This window comes from Cellvibrio sp. 25HG11W-0, assembly GCF_057815475.1.
This window is the reverse complement of sequence record NZ_CM174230.1, coordinates 2124602-2143616: the sequence shown is the minus strand read 5'-3', so window position 1 is coordinate 2143616 and position 19015 is coordinate 2124602. Positions and strand designations below refer to the sequence as shown.

At 45.0% G+C, this 19015-nt stretch carries 17 protein-coding genes and 1 pseudogene; 7 read left to right on the top strand and 11 right to left on the bottom strand.

Annotation, left to right across the window (positions count from 1 at the left end; all coding sequences use genetic code 11):
* Positions 1-148: 148 nt before the first annotated feature.
* Positions 149-790 carry a hypothetical protein gene (locus tag AC0KUT_RS08905; RefSeq protein WP_488835222.1) on the top strand — a complete coding sequence of 214 codons (642 nt, stop codon included), beginning with the start codon at positions 149-151 and terminating at the stop codon, positions 788-790.
* Positions 791-1543: 753 nt separating this feature from the next.
* Here the strand turns inward: AC0KUT_RS08905 and AC0KUT_RS08900 are convergent.
* From AC0KUT_RS08900 to AC0KUT_RS08890, 3 genes are all read right to left on the bottom strand, one after another.
* Complete coding sequence (locus tag AC0KUT_RS08900) at positions 1544-2491, bottom strand: DUF4380 domain-containing protein (RefSeq protein ID WP_488835221.1); 948 nt, start codon at positions 2489-2491, stop codon at positions 1544-1546.
* A gap of 265 nt (positions 2492-2756) precedes the next feature.
* The gene (gene trxA / locus AC0KUT_RS08895) at positions 2757-3605 is read right to left on the bottom strand and encodes a thioredoxin (RefSeq protein ID WP_488835218.1); all 849 of its coding nucleotides are present in this window, start codon (positions 3603-3605) and stop codon (positions 2757-2759) included.
* The gene (locus AC0KUT_RS08890; protein WP_488835216.1) at positions 3605-4144 is read right to left on the bottom strand and encodes a YaeQ family protein; all 540 of its coding nucleotides are present in this window, start codon (positions 4142-4144) and stop codon (positions 3605-3607) included. The genes trxA and AC0KUT_RS08890 overlap by 1 nt, the downstream gene beginning before the upstream one ends.
* Positions 4145-4171: 27 nt before the next feature.
* Here AC0KUT_RS08890 and AC0KUT_RS08885 point away from each other — a divergent pair, with 27 nt between their 5' ends.
* Together AC0KUT_RS08885 and AC0KUT_RS08880 are read left to right on the top strand one after the other, a co-directional pair.
* Positions 4172-5053: an RluA family pseudouridine synthase gene (locus AC0KUT_RS08885; RefSeq protein WP_488835215.1), complete on the top strand. Its 882-nt coding sequence runs from the start codon at positions 4172-4174 to the stop codon at positions 5051-5053.
* A gap of 89 nt (positions 5054-5142) precedes the next feature.
* Positions 5143-6363 carry a DUF418 domain-containing protein gene (locus AC0KUT_RS08880; protein WP_488835213.1) on the top strand — a complete coding sequence of 407 codons (1221 nt, stop codon included), beginning with the start codon at positions 5143-5145 and terminating at the stop codon, positions 6361-6363.
* Between the two features lie 152 nt (positions 6364-6515).
* Here AC0KUT_RS08880 and AC0KUT_RS08875 read toward each other — a convergent pair whose 3' ends face one another.
* Both AC0KUT_RS08875 and AC0KUT_RS08870 read right to left on the bottom strand, forming a co-directional pair.
* Positions 6516-7970, bottom strand: a complete 1455-nt coding sequence (locus AC0KUT_RS08875; protein WP_488835212.1) for a CotH kinase family protein — start codon at positions 7968-7970, stop codon at positions 6516-6518.
* A 159-nt stretch (positions 7971-8129) separates the two neighbouring features.
* Entirely contained in the window at positions 8130-9341 is a 1212-nt protein-coding gene (locus AC0KUT_RS08870) for an acyltransferase family protein (RefSeq protein ID WP_488835210.1), read from the bottom strand.
* A 204-nt stretch (positions 9342-9545) separates the two neighbouring features.
* On the opposite strand from AC0KUT_RS08870, the gene AC0KUT_RS08865 reads away from it, so the two are divergent.
* The 3 genes from AC0KUT_RS08865 to AC0KUT_RS08855 all read left to right on the top strand — a co-directional run bounded on the left by AC0KUT_RS08865 (position 9546) and on the right by AC0KUT_RS08855 (position 11765).
* Positions 9546-10178 (top strand): LytR/AlgR family response regulator transcription factor, encoded by a 633-nt coding sequence (locus AC0KUT_RS08865; protein ID WP_488835208.1) that lies wholly within the window; start codon positions 9546-9548, stop codon positions 10176-10178.
* 53 nt (positions 10179-10231) lie between these two features.
* On the top strand, positions 10232-11440 hold the full coding sequence (locus AC0KUT_RS08860) for an IS256 family transposase (protein ID WP_488829801.1): 1209 nt from the start codon (positions 10232-10234) through the stop codon (positions 11438-11440).
* Positions 11441-11516: 76 nt separating this feature from the next.
* Positions 11517-11765: a LytTR family DNA-binding domain-containing protein gene (locus tag AC0KUT_RS08855; protein WP_488835206.1), complete on the top strand. Its 249-nt coding sequence runs from the start codon at positions 11517-11519 to the stop codon at positions 11763-11765.
* An 11-nt stretch (positions 11766-11776) separates the two neighbouring features.
* Here AC0KUT_RS08855 and AC0KUT_RS08850 read toward each other — a convergent pair whose 3' ends face one another.
* The 5 genes and pseudogenes from AC0KUT_RS08850 to AC0KUT_RS08830 all read right to left on the bottom strand — a co-directional run bounded on the left by AC0KUT_RS08850 (position 11777) and on the right by AC0KUT_RS08830 (position 15905).
* The gene (locus AC0KUT_RS08850) at positions 11777-12757 is read right to left on the bottom strand and encodes a tetratricopeptide repeat protein (protein ID WP_488835692.1); all 981 of its coding nucleotides are present in this window, start codon (positions 12755-12757) and stop codon (positions 11777-11779) included.
* A gap of 7 nt (positions 12758-12764) precedes the next feature.
* Positions 12765-12899, bottom strand: a complete 135-nt coding sequence (locus AC0KUT_RS08845) for a hypothetical protein (protein WP_488835838.1) — start codon at positions 12897-12899, stop codon at positions 12765-12767.
* Positions 12851-12988 (bottom strand): annotated as a pseudogene (locus AC0KUT_RS08840) (group II intron maturase-specific domain-containing protein); the annotation flags it as partial. The gene AC0KUT_RS08845 and the pseudogene AC0KUT_RS08840, both read right to left, overlap by 49 nt.
* Positions 12985-13866, bottom strand: a complete 882-nt coding sequence (ltrA, locus tag AC0KUT_RS08835; RefSeq protein ID WP_488835204.1) for a group II intron reverse transcriptase/maturase — start codon at positions 13864-13866, stop codon at positions 12985-12987. The gene ltrA and the pseudogene AC0KUT_RS08840, both read right to left, overlap by 4 nt.
* Before the next feature lie 758 nt (positions 13867-14624).
* Positions 14625-15905 carry an ammonium transporter gene (locus AC0KUT_RS08830; protein WP_488835690.1) on the bottom strand — a complete coding sequence of 427 codons (1281 nt, stop codon included), beginning with the start codon at positions 15903-15905 and terminating at the stop codon, positions 14625-14627.
* Positions 15906-16405: 500 nt separating this feature from the next.
* Here AC0KUT_RS08830 and AC0KUT_RS08825 point away from each other — a divergent pair, with 500 nt between their 5' ends.
* Positions 16406-17407 carry an MraY family glycosyltransferase gene (locus AC0KUT_RS08825; protein ID WP_488835202.1) on the top strand — a complete coding sequence of 334 codons (1002 nt, stop codon included), beginning with the start codon at positions 16406-16408 and terminating at the stop codon, positions 17405-17407.
* 18 nt (positions 17408-17425) lie between these two features.
* Here the strand turns inward: AC0KUT_RS08825 and AC0KUT_RS08820 are convergent, their stop codons facing one another.
* Positions 17426-18931 (bottom strand): polysaccharide biosynthesis protein, encoded by a 1506-nt coding sequence (locus AC0KUT_RS08820; protein WP_488835200.1) that lies wholly within the window; start codon positions 18929-18931, stop codon positions 17426-17428.
* Between the last annotated feature and the right edge of the window lie 84 nt (positions 18932-19015).

Below are 19015 nucleotides of genomic sequence, written 5' to 3'. Positions count from 1 at the left end.
CCAATTGCTGCGAGTTCACTGGCCCTCAATCGCATGAAAGATTTTTGTGCAAATAATTTGTATCGTCTACAATCAATCAAATGTATTAATTAGGCAACGTTGATGCATCCAAAAACGCAAACTAAAATCATGAAGGATAAGCAACTTAATGAAGAAAAACCATAAAACAAAAAAAATAGCAGCCATATTCTTTTCACTTTCAGCTATGGCAGCTCAGGCATTGGACGCACCAGCCGCATTAATACCTGCAGGCCTAAGCCCTGGCGATCAGTTTTATATTATTTTCGTTACATCAACCGATCGAGATTCCACCAGCACGGATATTGCTGATTACAATGCATTTGTTAACACGGCGGCAGATTTATCCAGCACCAAGGATACCGACGATGCATCGATTACTTGGCGAGCCGTTACCGCAACGGCGGCGAACGATCAATGCGATCCCTATAATGGGGATGTTACAGCAACTCCTATCTATAACTTAAACGGCGTGAAGCTCGCCAATAACAGAGCTGACTTACTTGATGGAACAATCGCCGCTAGGGTTGAGTACGACGAAACGGGAACCAGTGCCGGATTTGATTTTGTTTGGACCGGGTGCTTAAACTCAGGAACCGAAGATGCAGTGAATCAATTGGGTACTGCAACACCTATGCATGGCAATAAATTTCAAACCACTTCAATATGGTTAGAGCAGGCCGCGCAACCAAACACGAATTCATATAGATTCTATGCGGTTTCTCCTAAGCTAACTGTGCCAGGAGCGCCAACGGCCAGTGCAAGCTGGTAAAGCCTAGCTTTTTAGTTAGTGGCGGGGCAGCATTTTTTAATCTGCCCTACCAGCCATTTTTTTCAGGTCAAAATCTTTATCGGTGTTTTACTTTAGAATGCTAAGTAATTCCCAATAGAATATAAAAAAAATTTGTACTGCAGATGGTGGTTCAAAATAATACCCTCCACCAACTTCTGACAGCTTACTGATATATGCTTTTTACCTAAAGGGGCCTAAGGCAAAAAAATCAGCAGTACTATAGTGACAATAGTGATGGCGGTCTATTTCAATATATTCAAAAAACGATTCGCGTGCCAGCTATCCATTCAGCAATGGTTCACCGTAAATCAATTCAACCTTTGGGGCACAAAAGTAGCTTTCTATACACGCATTAACCCAAGAATCGGCCCAGTAGCTCATGCTTATGGGCAGGATGAATAGACACAAATAAGTCACTACAATATCACCTCGGCGCTTCGCACCTGCATTGGGTAACTTTCAAGTCGCGGTGCCATGGAGAGCAAAGAAGGCAATCAGGTATATACAACTCAAAAAACTTATGATAAAAGTTCAGAAGTTATATTTTCACTGACCTTTAGATATTTAATGCTGGTGATATTTGAAGATCTAATAATGAGTTCAGCTATAATTTTTATAAGTATAATTATATTTTCTGTCAAACACTGCGACATATTATATTAAGAAGCTCTCCGATCGAACCCCCTACTAATCCACATAATTACGGTAATTATTAGTGAAGCAGTTTTTCTATTATTGCTGTAAAAGTTCACGCACAAAGTCTGCCATTAAGCGCGGCTCAGCGTTCTGCGCCAAGTCTGGCGGCAACTTAACCAAGCGCCAAATCACCGTCCACTCAAGATGCTCGCCTGGGGCGAGATCAGCAGCAGCGCTTTGCTGTTTCATTTCAATGAAGGTATGGTTTACGTGGGCAAAAATTTCAACTTCACGCTCTCCATCGACAATAACGTCAGGCGGATTATCGGTAAATTCCTTAACCAATAGATAACCCTTATTGCTATAGGCAACCCAGCCTTCTTTGCCATCCTCCATCAACTTATGATGATCATTGCGGATTTTAGCTTCGTCGTAGTGATACCAACTCAAACCATCCATTTGCTTCACATCAAGCGGATAAAAAATACCGCTGGTGGGATCGGTCTCGCCATGGGGGAAGAATACATCGCCCTCTGCAGGCAGTCGCGTTACTTCAAGTGCGCCTACACGCTTATGCTTAGTGGAACGATTAAATATGCGATAGGTAATAGCAATGCCATGCTGACCCGACAAAGAATAGCTTTTGCTAAATTGGTAACCGCTGTTAGGGTCGAGATCACTGGTCAATACCACACTATTTTCACTAACACTCAGCGCATAGGGATGATTGTCCAGTACATCAATCGGCGGCCACACCCATTCCGACTGTGGGCTGGACCAGAGGACTGTACCCCAGTGCTGTGGCTTATTGAGATCGCGAATGGGCACTAAGACATTATGATCGGCTAATTTAAATGCACCAACTCTGCCAGCAAAGTTAGGCAATATCTCCATTTGCAAAGGACCTTGCGTAATAACCAAGCTTGCAGACTGTTGCTGCACAAAGGAGGGCAAGATACTCGAAGGCTCTTGATTTGACTGGTCACACCCGAGCAGCATTACTGAAATAAGCAGTAGTGTTGTCAGGTAAAAACGTTTAGTCATTGTTGGTTACAATCCCCTAGCCCTGCGAGGCTGCCAATAGCGGTAGCTGATAATCAAAATGGGCGTTAAATTTCTATTAGAACCAAGGCTAGAACGCAGAATAAAAATACCTAACGAATAGCTTGAATAATAAGAGCTCATCAACACACATTTAAAAGTAGAACCTAGAGACGCTTATAATTAAACGTTCTTTAAAATCCATTAAATCTCTGTGGACAAGTGTACCTTCTTTTAACCGAATCGACTATTTAACCAGAGGTAAAAGCTAGTAAAGCAACGTAAATAATTTGCGCTGGAATTCTATCGCCAGGGGGTCGCCTTTACCCAAAGCTGCAATTATTGCGGTAAACGACTTACGCACTTCACCCTCCAAAAATTGGCGATCTCGCTGCAATATTGCCATTAAATGCTCAAGGGCCGAGCGGTAGTCATGCTCTTGATTTAACTGCAGCGCCAATTGATAGCGCACAGTCAAATCCTCTGGGTTAGCCTCAAATGTAGCCTCCAGTGCGGCCAGCTCCGGTGTTTTTGCCGCCTGCTTCATGAGGGCAATTTGCGCCACAAGCTGCTCATAGTGTGGCGACTGATCCACAAACTTAATATCACCTAAAATAGCTTCTGCATTATCAATACGATTCAATGCCAAGTGACATTGCGCTATAAGGCAGCCAATTGCAGCCAATCCATTTGCCGCTTCGTAAGCATTGCGCAACATAGGCAATGCTCCGGTGTAATCTTCTGCGGCCATCAGTGCCTGAGCTTCTGTTAAGGGCTGCTCCCAAGGCTGAGGTAAGAATTTCGCTAAAAACTCTCTTACCTGCACCTCGGTTTGGGCACCGTTAAACCCATCTACCGGCTGGCCATCCTTCATTACAATAACAGTAGGCAAGCTGCGTACACCAAACTGCCCCGCTATCACTTGCTGCTCATCTGCATTGACTTTGGCAAGCAGGAACGCGCCCGCATACTCATTCGCCAACTTTTCTACAATCGGCATCAATGCTTTACAGGGGCCGCACCAATCAGCCCAAAAATCAATCACTACTGGGCGATTAAAAGATTCATCAATCAATAAGGCTTGGGCATTTTCCAAGGAAATATCAACAATATTCATTACAACTGCTCCATAGTACGCAGGGTGACCGAGACATTTTCAGTGGCGCTAGACACATAAGCCATAGCCTCCGTAATGGTCACCGTTAAATTCATAGTTTTATCCGCCAGCGCGCTCAACGCCAGCAATTCATCGGCAGCAAAATAATGAATACTGACTTTAGGTAAAGCCTTAATCGCTGCGGCATTCGTTTTCCACCACATATCCAAGCCGCGCCCATAGGTGAAGACCCTAACGGCGAGTGACTGGCTCGATGCTTTTTTCAAACGATCAGGCATTGGCTGCCCTACTTCGATCCATTCCATAATTCGGCCATCGTCATGTTTGTGCCATAAATCAGGCTCTTCTTGTGACGACAACCCCTTCGCAAAGGTTAAATTTTCCGCAGCGCAGTAACAAAAGGCTAGAATACGCACCATCATTCGCTCGATGGTTTCAGAAGGATGAAGCGCCACCGTCAGGTTGTAATCGCCATACACATTGCGATCCATATCAGACAGGGTTAGGTTTGCTTTATAGATAGTCGCCTTCTCAGCCACAATTTTCTCTCTTATGTAACAATAAATATGACCGATACTTCGTTTGAAATACCACAAAAATTTGAACTCACCGTTACTCAACCCGAACAAACCGCACTGGATTTACTCGCCAGTGGTACCGGCCTTTCTAAGCAGCGCATTAAAGATGCCATGAATAAAGGCGCAGTCTGGTGGACGCTTAAAGGCAAAACGCTACGCCTGCGCCGCGCCACCAAGGTGCTTTACAAAGGGTCTAAAGTACAATTCTTTTACGATGAACAAGTACTCGCTCGCAAACCTGAGATCGCACAAAAAATCTACGATAATGGGCGTTATAGTATTTGGTTCAAGCCACCCGGCATGCTGGCTCAAGGCTCTCAATGGGGTGACCACTGTAGCATTTTACGATGGGTTGAGGTGAATGACCACGCACCCGATACAGGTGCAAAGCGTGAATGTTTTTTAGTGCACCGATTAGATGCCGACGCTTCCGGTCTAATGATCATCGCTCACGACAGCCAAAGTGCAGCAAAATTATCCACGCTTTTTCAAGCGCGCGACATGCGCAAATTTTATCAGGCATGGGTAATAGATAACTGCGAACTGCCCGCGCTGGGCATGACCCTCGATGATGAGCTAGACGGTAAAAATGCCATTACCCACATTAAAAAAATTGCATTGGGCGAAATGAAAATACAAGGTGCAAGTGCGCACAAAACATTGCTCGATGTACATATAGAAACCGGCCGCAAACACCAAATCCGTCGCCACCTTGCCAATATTGGCCACCCCATTGTTGGCGACCGCCTCTATGGCACTAAAGCGTCCGAAGGCTTACAGTTGCTTGCCTACAAATTGGAATTTACCTGCCCCTTTAGCCACCAACCCCTCACCATAGAGCTACTGCCCGAACAACAATTTCGCCCCTAAAGCAAATAGTTGAATCCAAACACCTGAGCGGGGCGTCTTAATAACCTAGCAACTTGCTATTTATATTATTAACCCGCTCAGGACCGCTTATGACCGCCAGCCTTCAACACCCCAGCGACAAATTACCGCGCATTATTGCCGTTGATGTTCTACGCGGCTTCGCCCTCTTTGGCATCCTCTACGCCCATTTTATTTTATGGTATGCCGGCGGCCCGCTAATGCCCGACGCCTATAAACCCAGCGGTGTCGCTGATGGTATTGCCATGGCCAGCCTGGTACTGCTGTTTATGGGGAAATTCTTTTCTCTCTTTTCATTTTTATTTGGCCTAAGCTTTCACATTCAAATTCAAAGCCTCATAAAACGCCACGAGAGTGTATTTAAGCGCTTTGGTTGGCGCCTGTGCATCCTCGGCCTCATTGGCACACTGCACCATATTGTGTGGCGTGCTGACATTCTCAGCATCTATGTGCCGCTTGGCTTTCTACTTATTTTCATGCGTAATCTCAGCAATAAAACCCTACTGGTAATTGGCGTGCTCTGTGTACTCAATATCCCCGGAAAAATTGCCGAATTAATTTCCATGATCGCAACCGGCAGCCAAGAATTGGTTCATGCCAACAATCCCAATGAAAATATTGAATACACTCGCATCATAAGCGAGGGCAGCCTGAAGGAAATGCTGCAACACAACATTAATGCTCTGGATGATAAATTCGCTTACCAAATCAACAGCGGCCGCTTACTGATTACCTTTGGCTTCTTTTTATTGGGCATGCTCGTAGGGCGCTTAAAATGGTTTGAAATGTTAGAACAACAGCAGCTTCGCCTCAAAACCATGCTAAAAAAAACTGGATGGATAATCGCAGGCAGCCTATTAGCTGGCATAGTGGCCTTTGCAGGCTTTAAACTGAGCGGCATAGATATGGAAAAGGCCCCCATAGTACCTTGGGTCGGCGGGCTTATTTTCGAAGTCTTTAATGCAAGTATTACCCTAGTTTACATTCTCGTCATTAGCTTGCTGATGCTCATCCCCAAATGGCAATCAAGGCTTGCACCCCTAGCTCATGTCGGCAAAATGGCACTCAGCTGCTACCTTATGCAAACAGCCATAGGCATTATATTATTTTTTAATATTGGCTTCGGATTATTTATGCAAACATCACAAGCACTAAATGCAATACTTGGCTTGCTAGTTTTTGGTTTTCAAATTCTTTTTTGCCGCTGGTGGCTCCAGCATTTTCATTACGGCCCCGTAGAATGGCTATGGCGCTCAGCAACTGACTTACAGTGGAAGCCGCTTTTAAAATAACATCGCACAACCAACTAAATAGACCGTAAAGCCGCCATAAATAGACGACTCAAGCTTCTCGAATTTAAATTGTATCAACCCATAGTTACCAACTCATACAAAAAAAAAGGCCTCAGTTTGAGGCCTTTTTGTCGCATTATTCATAGGCAACGCTACTTTGAAAGTTCTGCGTCCATCCACTGGAGGCGCGCACGCTGCCAGCGAATCATTTCTTTTACTTCCAGCTCGTAAGAGCCAAGAATAATACGGGTATACCAAGTCTCCCAATAAAAAATCTGCCAAAGGTTGAAATTTTTCGCCTGCTGTTTATCCAGCCATAATGCACGAGCTTGGGCGTATTGAAAAATTTGTTCCAACTTCCCCTCCGCCTTTAACACTTGCCAGCGCGCCTTAACCTTGGCAGCAAATACAGGGTCTTCAAACAATCGCTTAAACCACGGAAAGTTGCGAATATGCCAGCCAGACGTCGCATCTAAATTATTGTACCCTGCGTTCCCCAAGGCCAAGTCAAAATCCCAAATAGGGCCAAAAAACAACTTATCACCGCGTTTTTTATGGAGATATGCGCTAGCGCTAGCACCGTCTGCATTTTTAAACAACTCGTTAATAATGTAGTAATCCACCGTGGAATCCACATCGAGATAAGCCGCATAACCCAAGGATGCATCGGTAAAATTATCGCCAAATAACGCCGCTTCAGTTGCCGCAAAATAAGCTTCTATATAATCGCGTTGCGCTGCCCAAGCCGGGTCTAATAGGGTATCAGGTGACTTCAAGCAAAAGGGATCCATGCCATGCTTGGAGTCCATACAAAAATCTACGTCGCGCAAGGCATTGTGCCCACCGGCACAAAATGGGTAGATAGACTGATTAAATTGACTCGCGCAAAACACCTCAGACATACGGAAGTCAATTTCCAACAAATAGCCTCCAGATATTTTATCCGTATCGGTATCCGTGACCTTCAGCTCAGGAATGTTCACACGATTTTTATCAACACGAATATGCTCAACCAACTGATAGACACCTTGATAGACGCCATTAAGATTTAATTCCACATGTTGATCGCGAACGGTATAGGCCATACCTAAACTGCGGCTAAACATGAAGGCAATATCGTTTCGTATTAGAGTTTTATCAGCGTAGTTGGCCAGTAGCACCCAATGCTTTCCTGCGGGCATACCGAGCAATTCGGTCGATTTGGAAAGCTTTAATTTATAGGGCTTTTTGTCCCAATCCCAGGTGGAATTTCCGCGCCCACGCACTTCTAAGGCACCTTCAGTTGGCAACTCCACTGTGCTGGCAGCCAATGAAAAAGTAGCATTTACATAATCATCCTTAGAGACTATGGGGGCGGCATTTTCAGTCGTAATATTCAATACTGGAAGGGTTTCAGCTACACCCACAGGAAACCAAGCAGGAAGACTTGAACTGCTTGCCATCACCGAAGAAGAGGCCGCTGAAGATTTCGCACTGGATGGCAAAACCGAACTTACGAGTGAAGGACTTAAACTTGCAGCTACAGGAGAGGGACTCGATGATCCACCTCCACAAGCCTGCAAAAACATGAGTAAGGCAAAAATAAATCCTGATTGAATTCGCAACATCTATATATCCCTCTTGATTATTATTTAACAGCTAAATTCTAAAGCAGCTGTAAAATATCATAGCCGCCATCGCAAGACAGCCACATTATTGTCTCTATGATAATAATGTGGCTTCAAATTTAGACTGTATTGCTATAATCTCACACGACACCCATTTAACTACGCTGCCCCAACTTTACGTGGCCTAACACCAAACACTAGGTGCAAAAAAGGAATCCGCTTAATAAACTCATATAACAATACACAGGAAGAGAATACCAACACGATAAGTAATATAGGCTCCAGTAACGGCCCAAGCTTAAGTGGTGCAAGCCAATATGAAAAAACAATAATGAGTGTTTGATGCAAAATATAAAAACAAAAGATACCAGCATTGAAATAACGTAAATACAGATTTGTGGCCCTGAAAAAATGCTGTGCCCAGGCGACCACCGTCAACACCCACAGCCAGTTATTAGCCGACCCACATAAACGATTAACTTCTGACATTAACCATCCATCACCTAGATCACCGCCATGAAATACAAACAAAGTATAGCTATAGGTTAAAATAGCTGGCAGCAAAAAAATCCAGCGAAAACGCGCGAGCTGCAACCATAAACTGGGGGTACGCACGCCTAAAAAGCCCAAGAAAAACACCAAGAAATATCGCCCATGATTAAACCAATCCTCAATCAAGTTATGTGTTTGAGGGTAGCGATCATAGAGCAGCCAACTGTTCAATGTGAATATTAACGTCGGTACTGCCACCACCCAACCAATGGAAATACACCCGTTTAAGTAGCCCCCAAATGAAACAACACAAGGACGAATAAAAAGCGGATAAATGCACGCAACTATAAGGCTGTAAACAAGAATATAAGGTAAAAACCACAGATGATTCCACGTGAGGTGCATAGCACCGATGGTTTTATAGGGAGTAAACTCCACGCTACTTTGGTCGAGATAGATATACCAAAAGCGCCAGTAATTGTGTTCAATGATTTTCCCCGTCGAATTGGCTTCAACATAAACCTGGGGAACCACGACTACCAACATACCAAAGACAATTGGCAGGCTTAAAGCAATGAAGCGCTGGCGAATAAAAAACCAAGGGCTTTGTTTAGCCAACATAAAAGATACGGCTGCACCGCTGATTAAAAAAAGTAAGCTCATGCGCCATTGATTTGACCAAAGCATAATATTGGCAAGAAACTCACTAGAGTAAGCACTTTTGTAATGCCAACCCCAGCCTTGGGTATAAAGCATTCCCACATGATAAAAAATCAACAAACCAAACACTAAAACCCGCAGCCAATCCAGCTCTATCAATCGTGCTGTATTGGCATCCTGTATTATTGCCCTTGTATTGAGATTGGGTATCCTATTCATCAGCAGGCTCCTGTGCTCATTAGAGCAGCGAAGATAGCGCAAGCCAACAGGTTCAAGGTGTATCTAAGTGACTGATTTACAGCATAATGTGCTAGGCGGCAGCTGCCTGTGATCAAACCGATTGAGATTCAATAGAAAACAACCAAAACTATTGTTGCCTCACTTACTAGCAAAACATAGATTACAGAACAACGCAGGAACACCATGAAAAAATCGTCGACCCATGCAAGAAAATTTATAAACAATCAAACGCTGTGGGCAAAAGGATTGTTGCTGAGCTGGCTTAGCATCAATGTCATAGTGCTCGCTACAACACAACTCATGGAATATCGCCGAGCAGGCAGGCGGCTGCCAATCTGGGAGCCATTTTGCTGGGAAATTTCCAGTGCAGTTTTGCTCTTGTTGCTAATCCCCATCGCACTGGTTATTCATGATCGTTGGGTGGACTCACTGCGCTTTAGATACAAGCTACTCATCCACGCTCTACTAAGCTTGCCCTTTTCCATTACCCACGTGGCAGGCATGGTAGCCATACGTAAGGCATGCTATTGGCTAATGGAAAGCCATTATGACTTTGGTGATGTATGGATTGAGTTTTTTTATGAATACCGTAAGGATGCACAATCTTACCTAACGCTTGCGTTAGCTATTTTTGGCTACAGGTTGCTGGTGCGTCGCTTGCAGGGTGAGGCGAGCTATTTAAGTGAGGAAGAGGAAAATCCCCCAGTAGAAATTGAAGCGAGGCCTGAGCGGCTGCTAGTTAAAAAGCTGGGGCGCGAATTTTTAATTCAAACCCGCGCCATCGAGTGGATAGAGGCATCGGGCAAGAGACTGTAATTAAATCTGTGTAACTGTTTATCATTAACCCTCCGAAGGGAAGGATAAACAGTATGAACCCAAAAGACCTTGAAGCCTTTGCCCGCGAAGCGGCAATGCACCTGAAAACCGAAAAAGATCTGAGTAATTTCACCCAGATGCTGACTAAAGTCGCCGTAGAGGCTGCCCTCAACGGTGAGCTGGACGCCCATCTTGGCTATGAGAAGCACCAGAAATCCACCGCCTCCAATAGCCGCAATGGGCACACCACTAAAACACTGAAAACGGAAGAAGGTGAATTCCAGCTCAATACCCCGCGGGATCGTGAGGGCAGTTTTGAGCCGCAACTGGTGAAGAAGCATCAAACTCGCTTTACCTCCATGGATGACAAGATTCTGAGCCTCTACGCCAAGGGCATGACAACCCGTGAAATCGTCGCAACCTTTAAAGAAATGTATGGTGCTGACGTATCACCCACATTGATCTCCAAAGTCACCGATGCGGTGATTGAGCAAGTGATTGAATGGCAATCGCGCCCGCTAGATGCGGTCTATCCGATTGTCTATTTGGACTGTATTGTGGTGAAAATCCGGCAGGATAAGCAGGTAATCAACAAAGCGATTTACCTGGCGTTGGGCGTTACTATGGACGGCCAAAAAGAGTTGCTGGGCCTATGGTTATCAGAAAATGAAGGCGCCAAATTCTGGCTTGGAGTACTAACCGAACTTCAGAATCGCGGTGTGCGTGACATCTTGATTGCCTGTGTTGATGGTCTCAAAGGCTTTCCTGACGCCATCACTGCCGTCTATCCGCAAACCCAAATCCAGCTGTGCGTGGTGCACATGGTGCGCAATTCGGTGAGATATGTGCCTTGGAAGGACTACAAGGCCGTAACCACTGACTTGAAGCGGATATACCAATCCGTGACCGAAGAAGAGGCGCTTTTGGCGCTGGAGCAACTAGGCGAGCGCTGGGATGACAAGTACCCGCAGATCAGTCGCTGCTGGCACACGCATTGGGCGAACCTGCGCACGCTATTCCAATATCCTGAAGACATTCGGCGTGCGATTTACACGACGAATGCGATTGAATCCCTGAACAGCGTCATTCGCCAAGCCATCAAAAAACGGAAGTTATTTCCGACCGATGATTCTGCGAAAAAAGTTATTTATTTGGCGATTCAAGATGCGGCTAAAAAGTGGACAATGCCAATTCGAAATTGGCGCGCAGCATTGAACCACTTTATGATTGTCTTTGATGAACGCTTGAGCGATTATCAGTAACCGGCAGTTACACAGAAGTATTTACAGGCTCTCGGGCAATTATGCCAACCTGCATATCAAGGATTCTGTCTATCCCATGCGTATTACTATGGAAAAGCTCCAACAGTTACTGCCCGATAACTTTACTCGCGTACACAGATCCAGCATTGTCAATTTGGAATACATCAAGGAAATTCAAACACTCGATAGCGGCGATTATCAAATCACTCTGCACGCTGGCCAGCAACTCACCTTGTCGCGCCGCTATCGGGAGAACTTTAAACGCTTGCTCAGTTTGGAAAAGTCGTTTCAGCATCAGACTACAGATGAAATGGACTCACTGTAAACCTCAGATAACTACCAGGCGCAGGGCTCGCTTTTTGTGTAGTTATCCAGCGCCTTGAGCAGATTATTCTCTTGCAACATCTGCTCCGCAAGCAATAAGGCTTGCTGTTTGTGCTCAGGGTCAAGTTCTTCCAAGCTATACTTTGCTTCATTGGTCAATGTTTTAAGGAATGAGCCATAAAGGTTAGGGCTACCTTTAAGTGCGGCATTATATAGTGCAGCCGCTGCTGCCAAACTGGCTTGCGAAGCTCCCTTGCTCTCATAACAATCGGCCATCAGATAAATGCTATCACCATGCAACTTTGAAGACGCTGCCCGTAGCCACGGAAGGGCCTTATGCGGACCACCTGCACTAACATCGCCCATATAGTACAAACCTAAATCTGCTTGTGAGCTAAGATCACCTTTATCAGCCGCTTTCAATAGCCAGAATTCGGCATTTTTTAAATCGCCTTTAACCCCAGTGCCAGTTTGATAGTATTCGGCCACTTTTCTTTGCGCTTCCAAATTATCTTTTTTTGCGGCGCGCTCATACCAATAAAAAGATTTTGAGCTATCTCTTAAAGATTGGGGATAACCATTGTAATAAAATTTACCCAGCTCCAACTGAGCATTTATATTACCCGTTTCAGCCTCAGCAACCCATTGCTTTACATTGTCGGGAAGCTCGACTACTTCATCCGCAACCACAAGCTGAATATTCAGCGCACAAATCACAAACATCACCAAGAACTTAATCATGTTAATCTCCTTTTTTAGGATCGAGTAGGAGGAGGCCTCACGGCCTCCGTCCTCACACACCACCGTACATGCGTTGGTCGCATACGGCGGTTCTGGTGGTAAATTTAATAACGCGTAATTCTCTCGCAAGCTGTACAAGCCTTGCTCCTTAAACCATGCATTCGACAGCGCTTGATTAATCACTGGATTTCTCGATAGTCGCCACCAACCTTTCGAGGACATGGCCAGCTGCCACGCCAGAGTTGCTTTCACACCCAAGCTAATAATCCAACTTGCAATGCTGTAGCTTCGCTTGCGTTGCTTGAGTCGATAACACCGCAGTCGCCGCCTGATCCATTCGTCCAGACTTTGCAATTTTGTGCTTAATCTCGCCAAGCGAAAATAGTGCAGCCATCCCCTCAAGAATTGATTCAACTCCGAAATAACCTGCTCAAACGCGCGCCCTCGGTTTCGGTACGTCAGCTCCCTCACTCGTCGTTTCATGCGCATTTGTGTTTTCGGCGGTAGCGCCAAATCACCACTCTTGTGAATGGGTAACCCAGAAACTGCCGCTCACTCACCAACGCGCAGGCACTTTTAAGATCGTTGACCTTGAGTTTGAGTTTGCTTTCGATAAAACCTTTGACGCTGGTCATGACCCGTTCTGCTGCTGCCTGACTGCTGACATAAATATTGCAATCATCGGCGTAGCGACAGAATAAGTGACCGCGTTGTTCAAGTTCTTTATCCAGTTCGTCCAATACAATATTGGATAGCAGAGGCGACAAGGGACCGCCCTGCGGTGTACCCTTTTGTCGTTGCTCTACCAGTCCGTTTTGTAACAAGTCTGCCGTTAAATAGCGAGGGATCAATGTCAGTACATGCTTATCGTTTATTGCTTTCGATAAGCGCGACATCAACCGATCATGATTGACGCTATCAAAATATTTCTCCAAGTCCACATCCACCACATAGACTTTTCCGCTTTTCACGTAGGCACTCGCTTGTTTTAACGCATCGTGCGCGCTGCGCTTCGGCCGAAACCCATAACTGGAATTCGAGAATTGCGGCTCGAATAGCGGCGTTAATACTTGCGCTATCGCCTGCTGTATCCAGCGGTCGAGTACGGTGGGTATGCCCAGTTGTCTTTCGCTGCCATCTGCCTTGGGAATTTTCACGCCGCGTATCATTTGCGGGTGATAGTTTCCGTCGAGCAGTTGTTGGCGAAACTCACGGGCATTGTTGTGTGAACGCAACCAGTGTTCAGTGGCTTCAATCGTTAACCGATCCACACCTGCTGCGCCTTTGTTGCGTTTGACTTGTTTGAATGCGCTGTTTAAGTTTGACGGGGCGCAGATTGCGTCCATCAGTTCATTACTCATTATCAAGACTCGTGTTTTCTTTTCGCCTGTGCTGCTTGCTGCTCTTGATTGCATCGAGTTTCGGTGCCGCCGTCACCCAATACCAACGAGCGATGAAAAAAAACTACTCGCTTCATTTTCTTTTCACCCTTTGCTGCCGCACCACAACCCAGAGAGCGGACTCACTGCTTCTTGTTACTACCAGTTCAGGCCTTCGTTATTCTTGTACGTCGAATAACTACTATGCCCTCTGCTGACTTCTTGTTACGCATCATTCACCATCGCTGGCGAATTAGTTTCTCGCGAAACACACAACAAGATCTCCCGAGGTAAGACGACAATCTTTCACAGGGCAACGCCAGATCTACTGTTACACACGTCCGGTCGAGGTTTGGGTTATTTGCCTATTGCCAAGTTCCCCCGTTGTAGCAGCCTAACTATCTGATTTATACCTCGCTTCGCTCCTACCCTTCGGGCCAGCTAAAGCTGTTCAACACTTCGCTTTTGTCTGTTCGTCATCACCTTGCTTTGCCATTTGGTTACCGTTCCCTTCGGTCACTTTCGCTTCGCTCATGGTTTCCGCTGCGCTACAACTCCTTCAGATTCCACCTCACGATGGACACCCTTGCATAGGCTAGTGCTTCCTCCTCGACGAGGCGCACAGAGGACTTTCACCTCCTAGAATGTCGCCATGCTCAGCGCACCAATAAAAAGGCCATTCCAATACTGGAATGGCCTTTTTATTGGTGCAGAACTTTAGTTAAAACAAAGCTATCAAACTAAAGCTTATAGCCGTCTTCTTCATGCAAGCTTAAATCTAAGCCAATACTTTCTTCTTCTTTAGTAACACGTAAGCCACGCGTTAAAATACCGGTGATCTTAAGCAATAGGTAAGTTACTACTGCGGTATAACCAAAAGTTACTAGCACACCAATTAATTGAATACCCATTTGCTCACCCATGGTTTTCACGCCCTCTGCGAAGCCATGACCACTGAAAGCACCTAATTGAGTCGACGCAAATACACCTGCCAATAAAGTACCTAAAATACCACCCACACCGTGCACAGGAAACACATCGAGAGAGTCATCAATTTTCCAAGTGCGCTTCACCAAATGCGTCATGTAAAAACACACCACACCTGCTACAAGCCCTATGATAAGAGCGCCGCCTGGACCAACATAACCAGACGCTGGCGTGATAGTGCCCAAGCCAGCTACCATGCCAGTTACAATACCTAACACACTCGGTTTTTTGAATTTCAACCACTCGATTGTCATCCACGCCAATGCACCCGCTGCCGCGGACAGATGCGTCACCAGCATCGCCATGGCGGCACTACTATTTGCCGCCAAAGCACTACCTGCATTAAAACCAAACCATCCCACCCAGAGCATGCCAGCACCAGTGACCGTCATCGTCATATTATGAGGCGGCATCGCCGTTGTAGGGAAACCATCGCGCTTACCTATAACTATGGCCGCTACAAGCGCAGCAACACCTGCGGTAATGTGTACCACAGTACCGCCAGCAAAATCCAATAAGCCTAAATTAAACAGCCAGCCCGAACTCGCCCAAACCCAGTGACACACAGGAATATAAACAGCAAAAAGCCACAGCGCTGTGAATAGGAGCATAGAAGAAAATTTCATACGCTCAGCAAATGCACCCACAATCAACGCAGGGGTGATGATGGCAAATGTCATTTGATACATAGCATGTAAGCTGAGCGGTATATCGCCCGCCAGATCATCCTTACCAATAGACGCCATAAACAACATACTAAAATCACCAATCCAGCCGTTGCCTTCACCAAAGCTGAGACTATAACCAGCGATTAGCCATAAGACAGACACTAAACAGGCAATTGCAAAGCATTGCATGAGCACTGACAAAATATTTTTAACACGCACTAAGCCGCCATAAAAAAGAGCCAAGCCAGGCAAGGTCATAAATAACACCAAGGCAGTTGCAGTAAGCACCCAAGCCGTATTGGCACCATTAAGCCCAGATTCCTGAGCAAAGACCTGTTGCCCCGCGGTAAGTACAAAAAGAACCATAGCGCCGAAAGCGATTGACGTGTATTTCTTCATGAGAACCCCTAAATTATTTTTGTTTAAAAAATCACCTAGAATTATTAAGAATAAATGATTTTTCGCCCTATTTTGTAACAGCCACATCTGTAGCAAAGCAAAATAAATTAAATTTCACGCCAACAAAAACAAAAGGCGCACCTTAAAAAAGCATAAAATTCATTACATACGGTAATAAAGTCATTTATTTAAAGGATAGCAAAATTCAAACCATAAATTTTTTTCTATTTATATTCATACACTTATAAAAAAAGCATCAATAATTACCCCCAAAAAAGCACCGAACAAAAACACAACGAAACTTTAATGCACCAAATAAATACATGAATACAATTAATTAAAAAATGGAGAGCGAAAAGATAGCTCACGCCGAATGAGGCTCAAATAACAGACCCAATTCAACACAATGCAAATCAGCTAGAATGACCTCCCGAAATCTATTCTCATCTAATTCACTGGAGCTATTGGTGTATATCACAGCCCTCTTTTGCTTAATCGCTCTAGCCTTAGCATATCTAATATCAAAAATTGTCATCCACCTACTCGCCCAACATCTACTCGACCAACCCAACCATCGCAGCTCTCACAACATCCCTACGCCGCGCGGAGGTGGTATTGCTATATATTCAAGCCTCATTATTAGTCTTGGACTCTTTAGCTTTAGCACCCAATTTGACGCATTACTTTTTCTTTCTGTGCTTATTCCCGCCACCGGCATATTTATATTAGGCCTATGCGATGACTTCCTTAACCTTCATGTATTGCCACGCCTAGCCACACAAATACTCATTAGCGCTATAGCCATAGCACTAAATTGGCCAGACGAAGTGACGGCCAATGGTTTACATCTGCTAATAGCATGCAGTGCAATACTATTTTTAGTTGCTCTCGTAAATTTTTACAATTTTATGGACGGTATAAATGGTATAGCCGCAAGCGAGGCTATTTGCGCCTGCCTGGGAATGGGGTGCATCTATTGGCTTACGAACAACAATCAGGAAGATTTTTATTTGCTACTAATATTAGCGGGTTGCTCTGCGGGTTTTCTCTACTGGAACTTCCCCATCGCAAAATTATTTATGGGAGATTCCGGAAGTTTATTGCTCGGGTTCATTCTTACACTCTGCGCACTCAGGCAGCTCGAAAAATCACCAGAGCTATTCATAGGCTGGTTAATTTTATTAGGTGGCTTCATTGTTGACGCCAGCCTAACTCTACTAGTGCGCATCGCGTATAAACAAAAATTCTACTTACCTCATAGAACTCATGCGTATCAAAAGGCTGCAGACTTCCTAGGATCACACACGCTAGCAACCAACTCTCTCATCATCATCAATATTGTCTGGCTATTTCCACTTGCCTTAGCTGTATCGCTAGATTGGCTGCATGCCATTGCAGGACTCACACTCGCCTACCTACCCCTAACGTGGATTCACATAAAACTTAAGGGAGGAAGAGTAACAACCTAACGGGTAACCCAAATGCTTTTAACCCACAACTTGCAAGCTCGTCGCTTTTGACTTGAGGCGCTCTTTATTGGCATAACCTGTAGGCACGGCAGACAATAACTCGATGATTTTTTCTTGCTGACTATTTTCGCATGCATGGCGCAACCGGATTAGGAATTCATGCATGTCAACCCAAGGTAAAAACACCTCTCGGGCTCTAAATATACGCGCATGCATGGTCGCCGAGACATCATTACCTACCAACAATTCTTCGAACAATTTTTCACCTGGGCGCAGCCCCGTGTAAACGATTTCAATATCACCGTCAATATTAAACTGATCTCTCAATGACAATCCAGAAAGGTGAATCATACGTTTCGCCAAATCTACAATACGTACCGGCTCGCCCATATCCAAAACCAAAACGTCGCCACTTTCCCCCATAGTGCCAGCTTGAATCACCAATTGCGCAGCTTCACGAATCGTCATGAAATAGCGAATAATATCGGGGTGAGTTACAGTAACTGGCCCACCCTCTTTAATTTGTTTGCGAAAGAGTGGCACCACTGAACCCGAAGAATCCAACACATTACCAAAGCGCACTATAACAATAGAGGTTTCGCTCTGCTTCTGCGCCAAACCCTGCAGCAATAATTCAGAAAAACGTTTAGATGCCCCCATAACATTTGTTGGACGAACAGCCTTATCGGTCGAAATAAGTACAAATTGTTTGACGCCGGTATTTATTGCAGCCAATGCACACTCATAAGTACCCAATACATTATTTTTCATTCCCTCCACCACATTGCTTTCAACCAATGGGACATGCTTATAGGCTGCAGCATGATAAATAGTCTGCACGCAATAGCGACGCATGATAGTTTCTAATAAATGTCCATTTTGCACCGACCCCAATAAGGGCACCAGCTTGATTGAGTCAACAGATTTTTCAAGCAACTGCTGTTCAATCCGATAAAGACTGTACTCATTGTGGTCAAATAAAATTAAACATCGAGGCTGCAGATCAATGATTTGACGACATAACTCACCGCCAATAGAACCACCCGCGCCCGTTACCATAACCACTTTATTTAAAATAGAACCTAGCATTAATTCAGGCATCGGCTGTACAGCATCACGCCCTAAAAGATCATCGATATCCACATCGCGGATATTTTCTATCCTAGCCTTGCCAGACAAGATATCCGAGATTTCGGGGATGGTTTGCACATTAATATGATAGGGCTCCAAACGCTTAATAACCTTCAAGCGCAAACTATGTGAGCTTCTACCTAGCGCCAAAAGCAATTTAGATGCACCCGTGGCAGTCATTAATTTGGGGATAGACTTGGGGGAGTGTATTTTCACATTGGATAACAAGGTGCCATGCAGGGACACATTATCATCGACAAAAGCCACCACTCTATAACCCGTATCCTGCAGAGCAACAAAAAGCTGGTGCCCCGTTCTACCGGCCCCATAAACTATGACCGGTGTTGTATCCCTCAAGGGTAAATTGCCCATCAACAAAATAATATGACGCATGAGCAGCCTAGGGCCCCCAATAAGAATCATGGTAGTTGCGATATAAATGAAAGGCACTGAGCGGGGAATTTTTGAATACGTTAG

Bases quoted from the DNA above. Each gene is read 5' to 3' on its own strand.
- AC0KUT_RS08830 (WP_488835690.1), bottom strand. From the start codon at position 15,905: ATGGTTCTTTTTGTACTTACCGCGGGGCAACAGGTCTTTGCTCAGGAA.
- AC0KUT_RS08905 (WP_488835222.1), top strand. From the start codon at position 149: ATGAAGAAAAACCATAAAACAAAAAAAATAGCAGCCATATTCTTTTCA.
- AC0KUT_RS08885 (WP_488835215.1), top strand. From the start codon at position 4,172: ATGACCGATACTTCGTTTGAAATACCACAAAAATTTGAACTCACCGTT.
- ltrA (WP_488835204.1), bottom strand. From the start codon at position 13,866: ATGAGTAATGAACTGATGGACGCAATCTGCGCCCCGTCAAACTTAAAC.
- AC0KUT_RS08860 (WP_488829801.1), top strand. From the start codon at position 10,232: ATGAACCCAAAAGACCTTGAAGCCTTTGCCCGCGAAGCGGCAATGCAC.
- trxA (WP_488835218.1), bottom strand. From the start codon at position 3,605: ATGAATATTGTTGATATTTCCTTGGAAAATGCCCAAGCCTTATTGATT.
- AC0KUT_RS08845 (WP_488835838.1), bottom strand. From the start codon at position 12,899: ATGGCTGCACTATTTTCGCTTGGCGAGATTAAGCACAAAATTGCAAAG.
- AC0KUT_RS08820 (WP_488835200.1), bottom strand. From the start codon at position 18,931: ATGCGTCATATTATTTTGTTGATGGGCAATTTACCCTTGAGGGATACA.
- AC0KUT_RS08880 (WP_488835213.1), top strand. From the start codon at position 5,143: ATGACCGCCAGCCTTCAACACCCCAGCGACAAATTACCGCGCATTATT.
- AC0KUT_RS08865 (WP_488835208.1), top strand. From the start codon at position 9,546: ATGAAAAAATCGTCGACCCATGCAAGAAAATTTATAAACAATCAAACG.
- AC0KUT_RS08900 (WP_488835221.1), bottom strand. From the start codon at position 2,491: ATGACTAAACGTTTTTACCTGACAACACTACTGCTTATTTCAGTAATG.
- AC0KUT_RS08855 (WP_488835206.1), top strand. From the start codon at position 11,517: ATGCGTATTACTATGGAAAAGCTCCAACAGTTACTGCCCGATAACTTT.
- AC0KUT_RS08870 (WP_488835210.1), bottom strand. From the start codon at position 9,341: ATGAATAGGATACCCAATCTCAATACAAGGGCAATAATACAGGATGCC.
- AC0KUT_RS08875 (WP_488835212.1), bottom strand. From the start codon at position 7,970: ATGTTGCGAATTCAATCAGGATTTATTTTTGCCTTACTCATGTTTTTG.